The following is a 16,846-nucleotide window of genomic DNA, read 5'->3' as shown; positions in this document are numbered from 1 at the left end:
GCATTAAAGCACTACTTTTTGAACGAGTCTTATATCTGCGGAAGAACTACCGACCATCAGGTTCAGGCTCCCCTTCTCCAATTCCCAACCTTTCCTGATTTCCTGATAATAATTGAGGTCGCTCAGTTTGATACGCAACTCCACTTCCCGGGATTCATTGGGATTCAGGCTTATTTTACGAAAAGCTTTCAGTTCCTTTTCCGGCCGGAGAACCGACGATTTTGCATAGCCGGTATAAACCTGCGCTACTTCAGCACCCGCAACCTGTCCGGTATTGGTAATGCTAAACTTCAGGAGCAGTTCCTCATTTTGCTTTTCTACACGCAACTTACTGTAAACAAAGTCGGTATAAGACAAGCCATGTCCGAAAGAAAATAAAGGAGCGACATGGTAGGTATCATAATAACGATAGCCAACAAACAGGTCATCTTTATACACCTCTTTAAACGTTTTTGGGTCTCCGGGATAATCTCCTAAAGCATGTGCAGGAACATCCTGAAGTTTCTTTGGAAAAGTTACCGGGAGTTTCCCTGATGGATTGGTCTTACCAAAAAGAACGTTGGCAATGGCGTTTCCTCCTTCCATACCGGGGTACCAGGCCTCAATGATCGCAGCCGCCTGTGGTTCCCATCTGCGCATATCCATAACCCCTCCGCCCATCATCACAATTGCCGCATTCGGATTTGCCTTTAAAACCGCTTCAATCAATTCATCCTGTCCAAACGGGAGATTGATATCTGTTTTATCCTTTCCTTCCGCATCGTATGCCGGACTTTTTTCCTGTTCCATACCTTCCCCATAGCCATGAACCCATCCGCCCACAATCACCACTGCATCTGCCTGTTGAGCTGCTTTTACAGCCGCGGCAATTTTTTCAGGATCTGCTTTACTGTCTTTCGCGATCAGATATCCCGGCTCATACTGCAGGTTCAGCGTTTTACCAGCTAAATTTCTCAATCCCTCCAGAGGGCTAACCTCATACCTGGCAGGGACTCTTGAACTGCCACCACCACCATGGTGCCGATAATCGGCCAGGGCACCGATTACCGCTACCGAACGTATTTTATCTGCTTTGAAAGGCAATAGTCTGTTCTTGTTTTTAAGCAGCACGATCCCTTCTTCTGCGACTTTTAAAGCGATATTTTGATGCTGAACGACATCAATACTGCCTTTATCCCGCTTCCCGAATAAATTGGTTTTAAACATCAGCGTCAGGATGCGTTCTACTTTATCGTCAACCAGGCTTACAGGGACCTGACCGGATTTCAGCAGTTTGACAACCGTATCACCCATAAAGTATTTTTTAGGTGTCCCCATCTCGATGTCTGTTCCGTATTTCAACGCCTCCATGGTATTGTGTACCGCAGCCCAGTCGCTAATCAGGACTCCCTTAAATCCCCATTCCCCTTTTAAAATGGTATTGATCAGGTATTCATGATGTGTACAATACTGGCCCCTGAATTTATTATAGGCACCCATGACCGCATTTACCCCAGCTTCATCCACCACCGCCCGGAAAGCAGGCAGATAGATTTCCCGCAACGCACGTTCAGACATATGGACATCGACATTGTTCCGTTTAAACTCCTGATTGTTTGTAGCAAAATGTTTTACGCAGCCTGAAATCCCCTGGTCCTGAATCCCCTTGATGTAACCTACCGCAATTTTTGAGATCAGATAAGGGTCCTCAGACAGGTACTCAAAATTTCTGCCGTTAAGTGGTGTCCTGATGATGTTGATTCCCGGCCCCAGCAGCACATCCTTAGCCCAGTATTTCGCTTCAAGGCCTAAAACCTTCCCATACTGATATCCCAGCTCAGGATTCCATGTCGCAGCCAATGCATTCCCGCCCGGAAGATAAGTAACGGTACCTTCGATCTCTTTTTTCCCCGGCAGCGGACGCAAACGGACCCCATGAGGACCATCCGACATCGATACCGGCGGAATGCCTAATCTTGGAACCCCACCCGACGTAAAAGTAGAACTGCCATGAATCGTCACCACCTTTTCTTCAAGGCTCATTAAGCTCATTAAAGATTTTACCCGGCTGTTGACAGACTCATTGGGATCTTCATACACCTCCTTTTTCTGATTGCCGTTTAAATCTGTCCAGTTCGCGGCTTCCTCGATCTTTCCTTCCCGGATGTTTAATCCTTTATCAAGTATTTTGAAGGCATTTTCCCTGGTCGACACCCTGATGGTCTTAGCCCCCGGCCCTAGTCCCGACAGCTTGATGTCCCTGCTCTTCACAAACTTTCCAAGCGATTCAGCAGCCAGTTCAGTCGCTTCGAGCGCATCAATATTTACATTTTTAACATCTTCAAAAAACAACAATGAGCGCTCATCCTTTTTCGCCGACGAGAATCTGATGTGCTTAAGCGCTACATTTTTAACATGGCGCAGATACAAGCCACTTCCCGGCAGACTAAATCCAAACATCCTGTTTTCAGGATAGTCACTTTCATTTTCAGGTATGGTCCTGTCTGCATCATTTTTTGTTCCTCCACCGGGAATCTCCAAAGTAAAATTCTCGAGTTTGACGTTCTCCACATCAGCCCCTGGCAAACCAGTTATCGAACTGCTCATCAGGCTGTTGCTTTTCGCCTGAACGTTCCCGATAAACACATTTTTCAAACTCCCCGGACGGTCATTTCCATCCTGATCCTTTCCCGGTCTTCTGTTGCCGAGTTTTATAAATACCGGGGTCTGCACACCGGTCATTTTTACGGATGAAATGTGAATCCCATCCATAAAGCCCCCATCTACCACCTCAAGTGCAATCCCTGCAAGTGTAGAGATACCAGAAGTCACACCGGTAATCCTGGTACTCCAGTTTCTGAACCTGTCTTCCAATGGCAGCCGGATCTCGCAATTGCTGATGCTGATGTTTTTAAATCCGCCGATGGAGGCAGTACCCATTTTTATCGCATTGCAATTGCTGGAAAGCACACAATTGCTCACCTTAACATTTTCACAGGGGAACCTCGTCTCACTTTTAAAGCAAAGTGCATCATCATCAGTATTGATGATACAATCGGATATCGTTACATTTTTACTGTCAATGTCGATCCCGTCATTATTAAAATTACTGTGGCTATAGACATTTATTCCCTTAATCTCTACCTGATCGCAGGCCAGGTAATGCTGCACCCAAAAAGCAGAATTTTTCAGACTGAGGTCTCTTACCGACACATTTTTACAGCCAATAAAGAAAATGATCTTTGGCCGCTTTGGATGGTTATCAAGGCGTCCAAAGACCGGATGATGCCCGTTTCCATCGATTAAGCCTTTCCCGGAAACCGAAATGTCATTTGCATTTTCAGCGAAAATAAGGCTGAGGTTCGAACCTTCGGAGAAGGCAGAACGGTTTCCCGGATAATCATCTAAACTGGTACTTCCGGATAAGATGGCTCCGGATTCCAGATAAAGATCCACCTTACTTTTCAGGTAAAGTGTTCCGGTAATGAATTTTCCAGCCGGAACGATCACCCTGCCACCGCCGTTTTTTGTACATTCATCTATGGCCTGCTGGATACTTTTAGTATTGACCCGTATGCCATCAGCCCTGGCACCGTAAGCCAGGATATTGTAAACACTTTCCTTCTTCTGAATTTTCTTCCATTTCCCGGATATCGGCGATGGAAGGGTAAAAAGCAGCAGAACACAGGCTTTCCATAACAAATTTTGAGTTCTCATTATATAGTTTTTATTTGGTTAGTACTTATTTCTTTGGCAACACCTGATTCCCCCATTCCGGATTAGGTACCTTACCCATGAACAGGACAAGCCTTCCTCCGCCTTGAATTTCCTGATGAGACAATTGGGACCGGTTCATCGTACGCCCGTTCAGCATCGCCTTTTGAATGTAAAAATCAGATGCCGAGAGCCCGGGCGCAGTTATTGTAAATGTTTTACCCCTGCCCAGGGAAAGGGTAACTTTACGAAATGAAGGGGTACCAATCATGTAATCCGGCGTACCCGGACATACCGGATAAAATCCCATCATCCCGAAGGCCAGCCAGGCCGACATCTGACCTGCGTCCTCATTTCCGCTCAAGCCTCCCGGCCCGGTATGGTATTCTTCTCTAATGATATTTCTAACACGAAGCTGTGTTTTCCAGGGCATACCGGCAAAAGCATACAGATAAGCACTGTGATGTCCGGGTTCATTGCCATGCCAGTAATGTCTTTGATCAAATAACAGATCCAGCTGCTTCACAAATCGCCTGCTCCCTCCCATCAGCTCGATTAAGCCGGGCACATCATGAGGTACATACCAGGAGTACTGGAAAGCGGAACCCTCGGTAATAAAACCGGAACGGATGGCAAAGGGCTCAAAAGGTGTAATCCATTTTCCGTCCAGATAACGTCCTCTGACGTAACCTGTAGCCGTATCAAAAACATGTCTGTAATTTTGGGACCTCCTGATTAACAAGTGGTAATCCCTGGTTTTACCCAACAGCTTTGCTACCCGGGCCAATACATAATCGTCGTAAGCATATTCTAAAGTCCTTGACACCTGCTCGTTGGTGTGAAAAGCATCTGCAACTCCATCTTCCAGGGGGATAAAACCGTATTTGAGGTAAGAACTTAAGGCCCGGCGTCCCCTGCCGTCTTTATAGCTCAGGGAGTCATCATTTACCTGGAAGGCATTTTTGCGCATCACCTGATATAACTTCTCCCGGTCCTTCCTGACGATTCCTTTTACCATCGCATCAGCAATCATTGCAATCGCATGATCACCGATCATCGCCGATGTATAGCTATTCCAGCAGGGAAAAACAGGCAGCCAGCCTCCCTGTTCTGCTTTTTTCAATAGGGAAGTCACCATATCTTCCGATCTGGAAGGTTCCATCAGCAACTGGAGCGGATGCAAGGCCCTGTAGGTATCCCATAAGGAATAATCGTCGTAATATTTGAAGCCTTTAGCCTGCAGCAGCTTCCCCCCGGCAGCAAATGCATTATAGCTGCCATCCACATCACTCACTTCCCTTGGCAGCAGTTTCGTGTGGTACAGTGCCGTATAAAAATTTACTTTGTCCTTTTCAGCACCTTCGACCTTTATTTTAGCCAATTCCGCATTCCACTGTGCAGCTACTTTTTGCTCCAGTGCCTGAAAGTCCCAGCCTTCTATTTCTGCAGCCAGGTTCTTCCTCGCCTGTTCCATACTACTGAAAGAACAGCCAACCTTTACCCGCAGCAATTTCTCTTTGTTCAATGGCAACTTTACAAACGCACCAACAGGACGACCGCTACCTTTTTCATTTACAGACTGATGTTTTAAGTCCGCGCCATTCCAGGTACCATAAGACTCAAAACTCCGGTCAAATGCCAGCACAAAGTAGCCGCTGAATCCTGCAGACTTCCCTTGTCCCTGGTAAATCCGATGCACGGGGTTATATCCTGAGATCTCATTTTTTGATGCGTCGATCTGTATGAAGCCTTCCCCCTGGTCGCTATTTGGCTCAATACAGATCCAGGCATCTTCCTCTTTGGCAAATCTGAAACTGAACATCGCAGAATGGCTGAGTCCGGTCATTGCCGTCTGGATGTTGTCATCCTCCAGCGTTACGCGATAGCTATAGGGCCTGGCCTGTTCCGAGGAATGTGTATAGCTGGAAGCCCTTTTCTCAGCATCGGTTTCGAGTTTACCGGCAATGGGCATCATCGTAAAACTACCGTAATCCTGAGTACAGGAACCACTCAGCCAATGGCTGCCCCTAAAGCCTTGTATCTTCTTATCTTCGTAATAATAAGGCGCCACACATTTGCGTTCTGAAGCACGGGTCTGTGCCGTCCAGCTGGTCATTCCATGAGGGACACCCACGGCAGGGAAAGTCTGTCCCCTCAGTTCAGACCCATCCTGACTATGCCGAATTGCACTTTCGGTGGTACTGATCGCCGTACCGATCAGTGGATTGACATACTTTGTGAAGTCCTGAGCTTTTAAAAGCTGTAGCTGAAAGCCGAGCACAAACCAGCATAGAAAACCGGCTTTTACGCGATGCCCGAACTTAAAAAGTCCTCGTTTATACATTCAGATTTATAATTTGGTTTTTGATTAACAGCAACAAACTAATTTCAACGAAACCACTTTGTTGTTATTTTTCATTTTGATTCTTTAAATTTACACAACAGGAATATTGCGGATACCGGGCAAAATGAGGCATAGACGCGCAGAACAGCAAACAACTCTTTATCAGGTAATTAAATACATAAAAATTGGATAACAGACTTTACATTTTAAAATGTATCGCGCTTATCGCGCAAAAAGCAGACTGGGGGGAAACTCATGACTGGGTAGATTATCACTTCAAAAACCTTAGTGATCAGATATTCGAAAGCACTAAAGTATCGATCAGCGTCAGAACATTAAAGAGAATTATCCGACAGGTTCCGGATGCTGAAGGTTACTATGAACCACAAATGGCGACAAAAAATGCCCTGGCGGTTTACCTTGGCTTCCATAGCTGGGCTGATTTCAAACGCAATGAAGCGATAGAAACAGATCAGCGCGTAGTTCCGGTTCAGCCGGCAGCTTCTTCCGCAAGGCCTAAAAAAAGAACAAATCACCTGAAGCGGATGCTCCTGATTCTCATTGTCCCCCTCTGCATCACTGCTTATCCTGTATGGAACTCGCTACGGACTTCGGCAGCGCCGGAACTGACCATAAAAAAAATGACCGGCAACAATATTGCCTTAAAATATGATTTAAAAACAACGAGGTACAACAATGCAACCATCGACCTGGATTACGGCTTTTTCCGGCCGCTGGTCACACCAAAAGGAGAATTCACCTATTTCTTTAAACTGCCTGATCACTATCGCTTAAAACTTCTGACAGACGGAATAACACTTGCTTCCCGGAACATCCATATCGTTTCAAACGGTTGGAAATGTGTCGTCCAGCAAGGTCAGAAAGAGGTACTGATCAGCGACAGTAGTTTATTCTTCCGCAACCAGGCTTTGTCTTTCCGTTCCGACAAAATACGAAGTATTGGCTTAGATCCTTTTGAAGTCTATTGGACTGATTATAGAAATATTAAAGATTTCAATATAGATGGAGACAACCTGATCATTGAACTTGATATCAGGAACAATCTACAGGGTGGTGGCATGGATTGTTTTGACAGCAGCGTGGAATATCTTGGTGAATTTAAAACGGGACGTGTTAAATTTGTGAAACCTGGTTGTACCCAATTCGCCTCCTTCGATTTTGGCGAAGTCCACTACAACGGAAATTTCCATGACCTTAAACATTTGGGTATAGACCTGTCTCAGTGGAGAAGCGTACGCATTGAAGTCATCAAAAAACAGGTTCATGTCTTTACAGATGGCATATTGATCTATAAAAATAGCTATGAAGAACCTATAGGTAAGGTTAAAGGGATTAAATGTAAATTCAAAGGTGCCGGGACAATCGACAATTTCAGGATCATGAATCTGGAAAGGAAAGTGATCTACGGCGCATCATTTGAGGATAAAACTGCAAGCCGGAAATAACAGTTTCCACCATACCAGCTTTCCGCGTTTACGCTCACATACCTGGCGCGGCACAAAAAACCCCGAAACGCAATCCTGCATTTCGGGGTTTTCAATTTCTTTTTGGTGTTCTATTTATAAACCTTGATCATAAATACATAATCCTGGATTTTCTCTACCTGTTTGTTTCTGCTCAGGCCTTGTAAAGAATTCCTTTTGTTAAAGGCGACCTTTTTACCCAGAGAATCATTAGGGATCGAATTTAAAGCTTCCTGAATGTATTTCGATTTAATGGCAAACGTAGCACCATCAACCTGTTTTTCTTTCGCAGAGATCACTCCGATGATATTTCCCTGATGGTCTAATAAAGGGCCACCGCTATTTCCCGGGTTAACCGGGATAGATACCTGATATTGTGTGGTATCTCCATTATAACCGCTTCTTGAGCTCACGTAACCTTCACCGAAAACGGCATCATCCTTAGGAAAACCTAGAGTATATACGATTTCTCCCATTCCAATTCCGCTTTGTTTCAATCGGTAAGGCAGGTTAGACAGCGGGCTGAATGATTTATCAATTATTTTTAAGATGGCCAGGTCGTATTGAGAATCTGTTCTCACGACTTTAGCCTTATAGGAATCTCCTTTATTGTCCTGAACATATACAGAATCAGCACCGTCTACCACATGCAGATTAGTCAATAAATAACCATTTGCAGTCAAAGCGAATCCTGTACCGCCAAAATTAGCAGGTTTTGTATGCTTAGGCGCATTTGGTACCTGCTTAGAATTGATGATTCTGATCAGGCTGCTTTGAGAATTTTTGATTTTCGCCATTTCTCTGCTCATCAGTTCCACACTGCCAATTTGTTTGGTATTCTGTTGAATGGAATAAACAGTTACAATCGTCAACAAGATAAACGAAGCGGCCACAGCGATTGCTGCTTTATTTTTACGCCAGATGTTAATGATATAAGAAGGATGCGGTCTTAGCTCTTCGCTTAAAGTCTCTACATCGATCTGTGCATGTGCACGGTCCATCTTGGCCTTTAAATCCAATACATTTGCATATTCTCCAAAAGATTCCAGAAAAACCTTGTGCGCTACCACTTTATGATCCACAATTGGATCATTTTTGCGAAGCTGCTCAAATGCTGTTCTTTCTGCTTCGGAAAGTTTACCATTTAAATAATCCTCAATTATACCCTCTAACTCAATCTCGTTTCTCATATCACCTTTAAACTTGAAAAAACAACTTCTTCAACCGCTGTAAGCATTTATATTTTTGAGTTTTGGCATTATCCGTATTGGTGTAGCCAAATTTCTCACAAATGTCCTGCATCGAGAGGTTGTTGATGTAAAAATCCTGAATAATCGTTTTGCAGGGTTCACCTAAATGAAGGAGCGCATCTTGCATTTTATCAAACTGCTTGTCCTTTTCTTCGTGCTGTTCCAAATCTACCTCTACTGCCATGACATCCTCAAAGTCTGAAATGTTGCTGGTCTTCTTGCTTTGCTGTGAAAGCTTTTTCAACCAGATTCTTCTGCAAACTGAGTATATATAGGTCTTAAGTTTACTGCTCAATTCAAAATTTCCGCCTTTTATTTTATTGTATAAAACGATGATTCCTTCCTGATACACGTCTTTTGCATCGTCTTCATCACCGTTATTATTCAAAATAAATTGTAAAATCATCGGGAAATACCCCGTGTACAACTTATTTAGCGCATCTTCTGAGTCATTTAGTATCCCTAAAACTACCTCTCTATCTGTTGGAACTGAACTGCTTAACTTATTACTCACCAATTAATACATTTATACGTGAATGGTAACCCAATGATAGCCAAAAAAAAATTACTTTTTTCTCATCCACCACTTAATACAGTATTAACGCTAACAGTAACCCAAAACATCAAATAAAAATATTTTTATTTTTTTTTCAAATTGATGGGTTACCTTTTAATGTTTACCGTATTAATCAGCAAAATTAATTAATTATTTAAAATAGAATTAGAATGAAAAACGCATTTAAATTTGGCTTTGTAGCTTTAGCAATCTCTTTATCAGTAGCAGCTTGTTCATCAGAAAAAAAAGGTGAATCAACTGATACTACTTTAACTGATTCAGGTGCAGTTGTTACTACTGTTGATACTAACGTTGTTGATTCAACTGTAAAAGATACTACTGTTAAAACTACTACAGTTGCTGTTGACACAGTAAAAAAATAAGCTGAATAAAACTCAATAACAGAAAAGGCGCTGGAAATTTCCAGCGCCTTTTCTGTTATACAGTATTTTTTAATTTCTATATCACAGCATCTTATTCCGGAAAGCAACAGCTTAATTCTAATTGCCTTGCAGTGTCACCCCGGCTTCAACCCATCAGCAACCCAAATTCCTATACACTTCAATTCCGTTGATCAACTCATTTAAATCAGGAAAGAAACAGCTTGCAGGAATACGCATTTCGAGCTCGTTTTATACAAGTTGCTTACCCGCCTTTAACACGCCTCTGACCGAGTTAGCACCGAGTATAGACCGAGTATAGACCTAGGTCAGACCTAGCTTGGGACAAAGCAGGTATTTCACTGTTTCAAGGCAGTTCCGAATTGCTTATTACGGATATAGCTTTACAAAAAAAAAGTCCTGATTTTGTGTTATTCCTGATGGCGCTTTACCTGTTGTCCGATCCTGATCAGATTCTTTCCCTATCGCTGCCCTAAAAAATATTTTTAAATTATTTTAAAATACCCGGGTTACCTTTCTATCATTAGCGTATTAATCAATAAAATTAGTTAATTACCTTAAAACAAAAATAGAATGAAAAACGCATTTAAATTTGGCTTTGCAGCTTTAGCAATCACTTTATCAGTAGCAGCTTGTACTTCAGAAAAAACTGGTACTGCAACTGACACTACTGCAACTGATTCAGGTTCAGTTGTTACAACTGTTGATACTACTGTAAAAGACTCTACTGTAAAAGATACAACTGTTAAAACTACTACAGAAGCAACTAAAGAAGCTGCTAAACCAGCTGCTCACTAGTTTAAATTAACCCATAAAAAAAAGGCTTCAGATATATCTGAAGCCTTTTTTTTATACCCTACATTTATTTTAGCCCTCCTTCCCTTCCCAAAAACGGCTAATAATGCGTAACTTCGCGCCTGTAAACAACCATAATATTCATGAATTTATCTCCACTTCAAGCTATTTCTCCAATAGATGGCCGTTATAGAAACACCACTCAAAGCCTATCTAACTACTTTTCTGAATCTGCCCTCATCAAATACAGGGTATATGTAGAAGTAGAGTATTTCATTTCACTATGTGAAACCGGATTACCAGGATTAGCGCAATTTGATAAAGCCAACTATGGAAAACTACGCCTGATTCATGAGCAATTCAATGATGATCATGCACAGGAGATCAAAGACACGGAGAAAATTACCAATCACGATGTTAAAGCAGTAGAATATTTCATCAAGAAACAATTTGATGAATTGGGTTTCCAGGAATACAAAGAATTTATCCATTTTGGATTAACTTCTCAGGACATCAACAACACCGCGATCCCTTATACTTTTAAGCTCGCCCTGAATGAAGTTTATTATCCGAACATCAGCGGACTGATCAGCAGAATTAAAGAACTGGCCACAGACTGGAAAGATATTCCGTTACTGGCGCACACTCACGGACAGCCAGCCTCTCCTACTAAACTGGGAAAAGAGTTCCTGGTTTTTGCAGAACGTTTAGAAATTCAGTTGAACAACCTTAAAAACATCCCGAACAGTGCTAAGTTTGGTGGTGCCACAGGAAACTTCAACGCACACCATATTGCTTACCCTTCCATTAACTGGGTGGATTTCTCCAACAACTTCGTCAACGAAGTATTGGGATTAAGTCGCGCGCAACACACCACACAAATTGAACATTACGATCAGTTTGCCGCACAATGTGATGCCTTAAAACGAATCAACAACATCATCATCGATCTTGACCGCGACATCTGGGCATACATCTCTAAAAATTACTTCAAACAAAAGATCAAAGAAGGAGAAGTAGGTTCTTCGGCTATGCCACATAAAGTAAATCCTATCGATTTTGAAAATGCGGAAGGAAATGCCGGAGTAGCCAATGCTTTATTTGAATTCTTCGCGGCTAAATTACCGATCTCCCGTTTACAGAGAGACCTCACCGATTCTACCGTATTGAGAAATGTAGGTGTTCCTATGGCGCATACGGTGATTGCCATTGCATCAACCTTAAGAGGCTTAAACAAGTTATTATTAAATAACGAAGCAATTGCGGCAGACCTGGAAAACAACTGGGCAGTAGTAGCAGAAGCCATTCAAACGGTATTGAGAAGAGAAGCTTATCCAAACCCTTATGAAGCGCTAAAAGACCTGACACGTACCAATCAGAAGATCACCGCAGAGACGATGGCGACCTTTATTGACGGCTTAAACGTGAATGAGGTCATAAAAGCAGAATTAAAGCACATCACTCCATTTAACTATACCGGAGTATTTTAAGATATAATGACCTAAAACAGACATCGATAGCTTAAATTGCATCTTTGAATTATTTATTTTTGTAAGAAAAAAAGACAATGACGATCAACGTATATACAGAACAAACCCCTAATCCTGCCACCATGAAGTTTATGGTCAATAAGTTATTGATCAACGGCAGTGAAGATTTTGCGACTAAAGAGAGTGCTGAACTTTCTCCTTTTGCGAAGGAACTGTTCAAGTTCAACTTTGTGAACGGCGTTTTTTTTGCAAGTAACTTTGTGACCATCACTAAAACTGAAGATGCAGAATGGCCGGATATTGAGCCTATTTTGAAAGAATTCGTAAAAGGTGCGGTAGAGTCAGAATATAAGATCAAAGAAGAAACCAGCGAAGCGCCTACTGCTTTTGAAGGAACAGACCTGGAAATCAAAATTCAGCAGATCCTTCACGATTACGTGCGTCCGGCAGTAGAACAGGATGGCGGTGCCATCAGCTATAAATCATTTGAAGAAGGTGTCGTTACGGTAGAGCTTAGAGGTTCATGCAGTGGATGTCCATCTTCTACCATTACCTTAAAATCAGGCATCCAGAACTTATTACAACGTATGGTTCCTGAAGTAAAAGAAGTGGTATCTGAAGCCTTGTAAAACAGGATCAACGGTAAATAGAAAGGCCCATGACAAAATCATGGGCCTTTCTTATTTTTGGCTTTCATCAGCCTCATCATTGTGAAACTAACTATTAAAATGCGTATTCATCGTCGCAAGAATGTCCTCATGGATCAATCCATTGCTCGCCAGTATTTCTCTTTTCTCCAGGAACTCTGCCCCACCTGAAAAGTTCATCACATTTCCTCCTGCCTGTTGCACCAGGTAAGCGCCTGCCGCCACATCCCATGCATTCAGGTTGTATTCAAAAAAGGCATCGAACCTGCCACAGGCCACATAAGCAAGGTCGGTTGCTGCCGAACCAATCCTTCTCAGTCCATGGCACTTTTGCATCATCTCGGAGAACAGCTGCATGTACTGCGCCTGCTTGTCAAACTGGTAATAAGGAAAACCTGTAGCCAGTAAACTATCCGCCAGTGATGTCCTCGTAGAAACACGGATTTCTTTATTATTCAGATAGGCTGCCCCTCCTTTATAGGTAAAGAACATCTCTCCCCTGTTGATCTCATACACCACGCCTATAACCGGTTGATCGTCCTCATACAGGGCAATACTGATGGCATACGTTGGAATACCATGGATAAAATTAGTCGTCCCGTCTAAAGGGTCTATGATCCAGTTGTACACTTCTCCCCTGCTGTTGATCGTTTCTTCCTCCGTCGTAAATCCCGCTCCCGGAATCAGCTTTGCTAAATTTCGTACCAATTGCTTCTCTGCAGTTTTATCTACATAGGATACCAGGTCGTTCAGTCCTTTGAATTCTATTGCATCTGCATCAAAATTCATGGACTCCTTACGGATAAAATTGCCTGTCAGCCGCGTGATGGCAATTACTTTAGAACAGAGTAATTCGTAATTCAAATCTAATGGATATTAATAATTTGCATGCTTTTCTTTATTCTTCAGCGAATAGAGTACCAGAAGCAAACCAGACAGGAATAAGATGCTGGATATCATTTCTGCCTGTGTAAAGCGGATTCCGGCAACATTATACTTGGTATTCACCCTGATCAGTTCTACAAAGAAACGCTCCAGGCCATTCATCATCAGGTAAATCCCGAACATCATGCCTGGCAGTTTAATCCGGTCGCGGATCTTCCAGAGGATAAGGAATAAGATAAAGCAAACAATCACCTCATAAATAGGCGTTGGATATACCGGAGCAGCTAACTCATGACAAAATTTACCGACACAACCGGGAATAAGGTTCCCTTCGTTGGCTACGTTGTTTGGATAAGTATAGGCCCACATCCAGTCTGGAAGCCAGCTAAAAGGTTTAGGGTTAAGATTGGTAATTCCCCAATCCCCATCGCCCGACATATGGCATCCGATCCTGCCGACACTGTATGCCAGCATCATTCCGGGACCACCAATATCCAGCATGTGTAATACTTTTACATTGTTCTTTTTGGCGATGTACAATACTGCGGCACCACCACAGATCAATCCACCGTAAAAAGTAAGTCCGCTGAAAGAAAGCAAACTTCCGATCGGGTCCTGAACAAAAGTATCCCAATGCTCCAGGTTATCGAATATTTTAGCACCTAAAAAGCCCCATACCGCCGCCCAGACAATCATATTGCCCATCAGCTCGTAAGGATGTTGTGTCACCTCCACCGTTTTAGGTGCGGGTAATTTATGCCTGTTTTTTTCTTTATGATCCCAGTAAGCAAAAAGACCGGCAAAGAATAATCCGCCAAGCAGACTTCCTTTGGTAGATAGCAATACCGTTTGGGCATCACTTACAAAAAGTTTATAATTTAATAAGGCATAGACCAGTTTATAGCCAATCAGGAAACCGAAAATACCGTTATAGATCAGTTCTATAGTCGTTGCCGGTTTACCAACAGTGATCAGTTTTTTTATCGGATGTAAAAGGCCCAGGGCCTCTTTACGTTTAAATTCCTGGGTAAAAGCCCAGTAGCCTGCGATAAAAGCCAGCGCCACAAAAACGCCAAATGTATTAAAAGGAAGGGGTACCTGAACGCCGAAGAGATACTCGATAAAATGAGATACGGTTGGAAACATACGGATAAAAAAGTTTTATGCGAATATAGGATTAATGCGCTAAAACTTCTTCGGTTTCTGCAACTTCTACCTCCCCGTCAGCAGTAAGTTCGATCAATTTCACTGTTTTGATCTCATTTACCATCACCGGGTCATATTTCGCTTTCACTTTCACATAGTTTTTTGTAAAACCATGCATAAAGCCATCCTTCTGATCGTCTTCAAAAAGCACTTGTCCTACTGTACCAATCTGCGATTGATAAAAGGCCCTGCGTTTTTTATCGGATAAGATGTGCAACATTTTACTGCGGTCTGCCCTGGTGCTTCCTGCTACACGGCCCTTCATCTCTGCCGCAGCGGTCTGCTCACGCTCAGAATAAGTAAACACGTGTAAATAGGAAATGTCCAGTTCATTTAAGAACTGATAAGTATCTAAAAAGTCCTCATGTGTTTCGCCGGGAAACCCAACGATCACATCCACACCGATACAGCAATTTGGAATCAATGCTTTAATCGTGGCTACACGTTCTGTATATAGTTCTCTCTGGTAACGTCTTTTCATCAATCCTAAGATCTTATTAGATCCGGATTGCAATGGAATATGGAAATGAGGTACAAAGCGTTTGGAATGGGCTACAAACTCAATGATTTCATTGCTCAGCAAATTCGGTTCTATCGAAGAAATCCTGATTCGTTCAATTCCTTCTACTTCATCCAGTGCTTTAACTAGGTCGAAGAATTTATCTTCTCTGTTGCCATCCCTGATTCCGAAATCGCCCAGGTTAACGCCGGTCAATACGATCTCTTTCACACCGCTTTCTGCGATTTGCGCTGCACGGTTCACCACATTTTCGATGGTATCACTACGGCTTCCGCCACGTGCCAGAGGAATGGTGCAATAAGTACATGGATAATCACAACCGTCCTGAACTTTTAAGAAAGTCCGGGTTCTGTCGCCGATAGAATAGGCTGCAATAAAGTTATGGTTAACTTTCTCAATGTTCTGCTGATGAATAACGGCTTTAGGCTGTTTGGTCAGGTCAGAGATATACTCCACGATGCGGAACTTTTCTGCTGCGCCCAATACCATATCCACACCTTCAATCTCAGCGATTTCTACCGGTTTCAACTGCGCATAACAACCTACAATAGTGATGTAAGCATTAGGTGCATATTTAAGTGCTTCCTTAACGACCTTCCGACATTTCTTATCGGCATGTTCCGTTACGGAGCAGGTATTGATCACATACACATCTGCTGCCGCTGTAAAATCCACGACTGCATAGCCGGCATCGGTAAACAACCTGCCTATAGTGGAAGTTTCAGAAAAATTTAACTTACAACCCAGTGTATAAAACGCAACCTTCTTCATTAGCCCTGATAAATGTTCATTAAGAATTTGCAAAGATAAGTTTTTAGATGAGATTATTCCTCATTCCAGCGGTAACTATCCATAGTAAGCCCAGCCAGGTCGATCACACGGCTTACCACCGTTTGGGCCACTTCTTCAATGCTCTTTGGCAGGCTGTAAAAAGAAGGACTTGCCGGACAAATGATCCCTCCTGCTTCCGTTACCGTCTTCATATTATTGATGTGAATGAGGCTGAAAGGCGTATCCCGCACTACGGCGATCAATTTCCGGCGTTCTTTCAGGATCACATCTGCCGCTCTGCTGATGAGGTCATTGGAGATGCCATGTGCGATTCTTCCCAGTGTTCCCATGGAACATGGAATGATAATCATAGTGTCAAATTTTGCAGAGCCCGACGCAAAGGGGGCATTAAAATCCATTTTCGGATAAAAAGTGAAAGGGTAAAGATCATAATCTTCATTGCCCAGCTCAAAGCGCCAGACTTCCTTCGCATTGTCGGACATCACGACGCCCACCTTTTCAATCTGGTCGGAGAGCTTCAGCAGGTTATCCAGGAGTAATTTAGCGTAAATGGAACCACTGGCTCCGGTGATGGCAACGATGATTTTCTTCTTATTCATAACGCCGGTAAAGGTACGGAACCCCGGGATACAAAAAAGGGTCGAAAATAAATTTCCGACCCTACATCTACCTATGAAAAACATACCCTCGAAAGGGTAAGCCCAAATGTAATTAACTTTTTGATTAAATGAAAGTTTAAACACTTTTTTTTGTAATCTAAATCTCTAAATACAAGGCTTGAAG

At 42.8% G+C, this 16,846-nt stretch carries 13 protein-coding genes; 5 read left to right on the top strand and 8 right to left on the bottom strand.

Features of this window, described 5'->3' with window-relative positions:
* Positions 1 to 3: 3 nt before the first annotated feature.
* Together BLQ87_RS33170 and BLQ87_RS06695 are read right to left on the bottom strand one after the other, a co-directional pair.
* On the bottom strand, positions 4 to 3,696 hold the full coding sequence (locus BLQ87_RS33170; RefSeq protein WP_083361729.1) for a glycoside hydrolase family 3 C-terminal domain-containing protein: 3,693 nt from the start codon (positions 3,694 to 3,696) through the stop codon (positions 4 to 6).
* 25 nt (positions 3,697 to 3,721) lie between these two features.
* Complete coding sequence (locus BLQ87_RS06695; RefSeq protein ID WP_083361728.1) at positions 3,722 to 6,037, bottom strand: GH92 family glycosyl hydrolase; 2,316 nt, start codon at positions 6,035 to 6,037, stop codon at positions 3,722 to 3,724.
* 185 nt (positions 6,038 to 6,222) lie between these two features.
* Between BLQ87_RS06695 and BLQ87_RS06690 the strand changes: the two genes are divergently transcribed.
* Positions 6,223 to 7,503 (top strand): hypothetical protein, encoded by a 1,281-nt coding sequence (locus BLQ87_RS06690; protein WP_074605357.1) that lies wholly within the window; start codon positions 6,223 to 6,225, stop codon positions 7,501 to 7,503.
* Between the two features lie 110 nt (positions 7,504 to 7,613).
* Here BLQ87_RS06690 and BLQ87_RS06685 read toward each other — a convergent pair whose 3' ends face one another.
* Together BLQ87_RS06685 and BLQ87_RS06680 are read right to left on the bottom strand one after the other, a co-directional pair.
* A complete protein-coding gene (locus BLQ87_RS06685; protein WP_074605356.1) occupies positions 7,614 to 8,711 on the bottom strand; it encodes a S1C family serine protease in 1,098 nt (365 codons plus the stop codon).
* 7 nt (positions 8,712 to 8,718) lie between these two features.
* Positions 8,719 to 9,285 carry an RNA polymerase sigma factor gene (locus BLQ87_RS06680; protein WP_074605355.1) on the bottom strand — a complete coding sequence of 189 codons (567 nt, stop codon included), beginning with the start codon at positions 9,283 to 9,285 and terminating at the stop codon, positions 8,719 to 8,721.
* Between the two features lie 212 nt (positions 9,286 to 9,497).
* Here BLQ87_RS06680 and BLQ87_RS06675 point away from each other — a divergent pair, with 212 nt between their 5' ends.
* The 4 genes from BLQ87_RS06675 (at position 9,498) to BLQ87_RS06660 (ending at position 12,642) form a co-directional block, all read left to right on the top strand.
* The gene (locus BLQ87_RS06675; protein WP_069380494.1) at positions 9,498 to 9,710 is read left to right on the top strand and encodes a hypothetical protein; all 213 of its coding nucleotides are present in this window, start codon (positions 9,498 to 9,500) and stop codon (positions 9,708 to 9,710) included.
* Positions 9,711 to 10,301: 591 nt separating this feature from the next.
* A complete protein-coding gene (locus BLQ87_RS06670) occupies positions 10,302 to 10,526 on the top strand; it encodes a hypothetical protein (RefSeq protein ID WP_074605354.1) in 225 nt (74 codons plus the stop codon).
* 140 nt (positions 10,527 to 10,666) lie between these two features.
* Positions 10,667 to 12,013, top strand: coding sequence for an adenylosuccinate lyase (gene purB / locus BLQ87_RS06665; protein ID WP_074605353.1), 1,347 nt, complete (start codon positions 10,667 to 10,669; stop codon positions 12,011 to 12,013).
* A gap of 77 nt (positions 12,014 to 12,090) precedes the next feature.
* Positions 12,091 to 12,642, top strand: coding sequence for a NifU family protein (locus BLQ87_RS06660; protein WP_074605352.1), 552 nt, complete (start codon positions 12,091 to 12,093; stop codon positions 12,640 to 12,642).
* A gap of 87 nt (positions 12,643 to 12,729) precedes the next feature.
* Here BLQ87_RS06660 and BLQ87_RS06655 read toward each other — a convergent pair whose 3' ends face one another.
* The 4 genes from BLQ87_RS06655 to BLQ87_RS06640 are packed head-to-tail and all read right to left on the bottom strand — an operon-like array spanning position 12,730 to position 16,662.
* Positions 12,730 to 13,524, bottom strand: coding sequence for an inositol monophosphatase family protein (locus tag BLQ87_RS06655; protein ID WP_074605351.1), 795 nt, complete (start codon positions 13,522 to 13,524; stop codon positions 12,730 to 12,732).
* Between the two features lie 12 nt (positions 13,525 to 13,536).
* Positions 13,537 to 14,691: a prolipoprotein diacylglyceryl transferase gene (locus BLQ87_RS06650; RefSeq protein ID WP_074605350.1), complete on the bottom strand. Its 1,155-nt coding sequence runs from the start codon at positions 14,689 to 14,691 to the stop codon at positions 13,537 to 13,539.
* A 31-nt stretch (positions 14,692 to 14,722) separates the two neighbouring features.
* Entirely contained in the window at positions 14,723 to 16,042 is a 1,320-nt protein-coding gene (gene mtaB / locus BLQ87_RS06645; protein WP_074605349.1) for a tRNA (N(6)-L-threonylcarbamoyladenosine(37)-C(2))-methylthiotransferase MtaB, read from the bottom strand.
* Positions 16,043 to 16,095: 53 nt separating this feature from the next.
* Positions 16,096 to 16,662, bottom strand: coding sequence for a UbiX family flavin prenyltransferase (locus tag BLQ87_RS06640; protein ID WP_074605348.1), 567 nt, complete (start codon positions 16,660 to 16,662; stop codon positions 16,096 to 16,098).
* Positions 16,663 to 16,846: the final 184 nt, after the last annotated feature.

Source organism: Pedobacter steynii, from assembly GCF_900103665.1.
Taxonomy (GTDB): Bacteria; Bacteroidota; Bacteroidia; order Sphingobacteriales; family Sphingobacteriaceae; genus Pedobacter; species Pedobacter steynii.
Note: the sequence above shows the minus strand (reverse complement) of the source record. Positions and strands in the feature narration are given on the sequence as shown.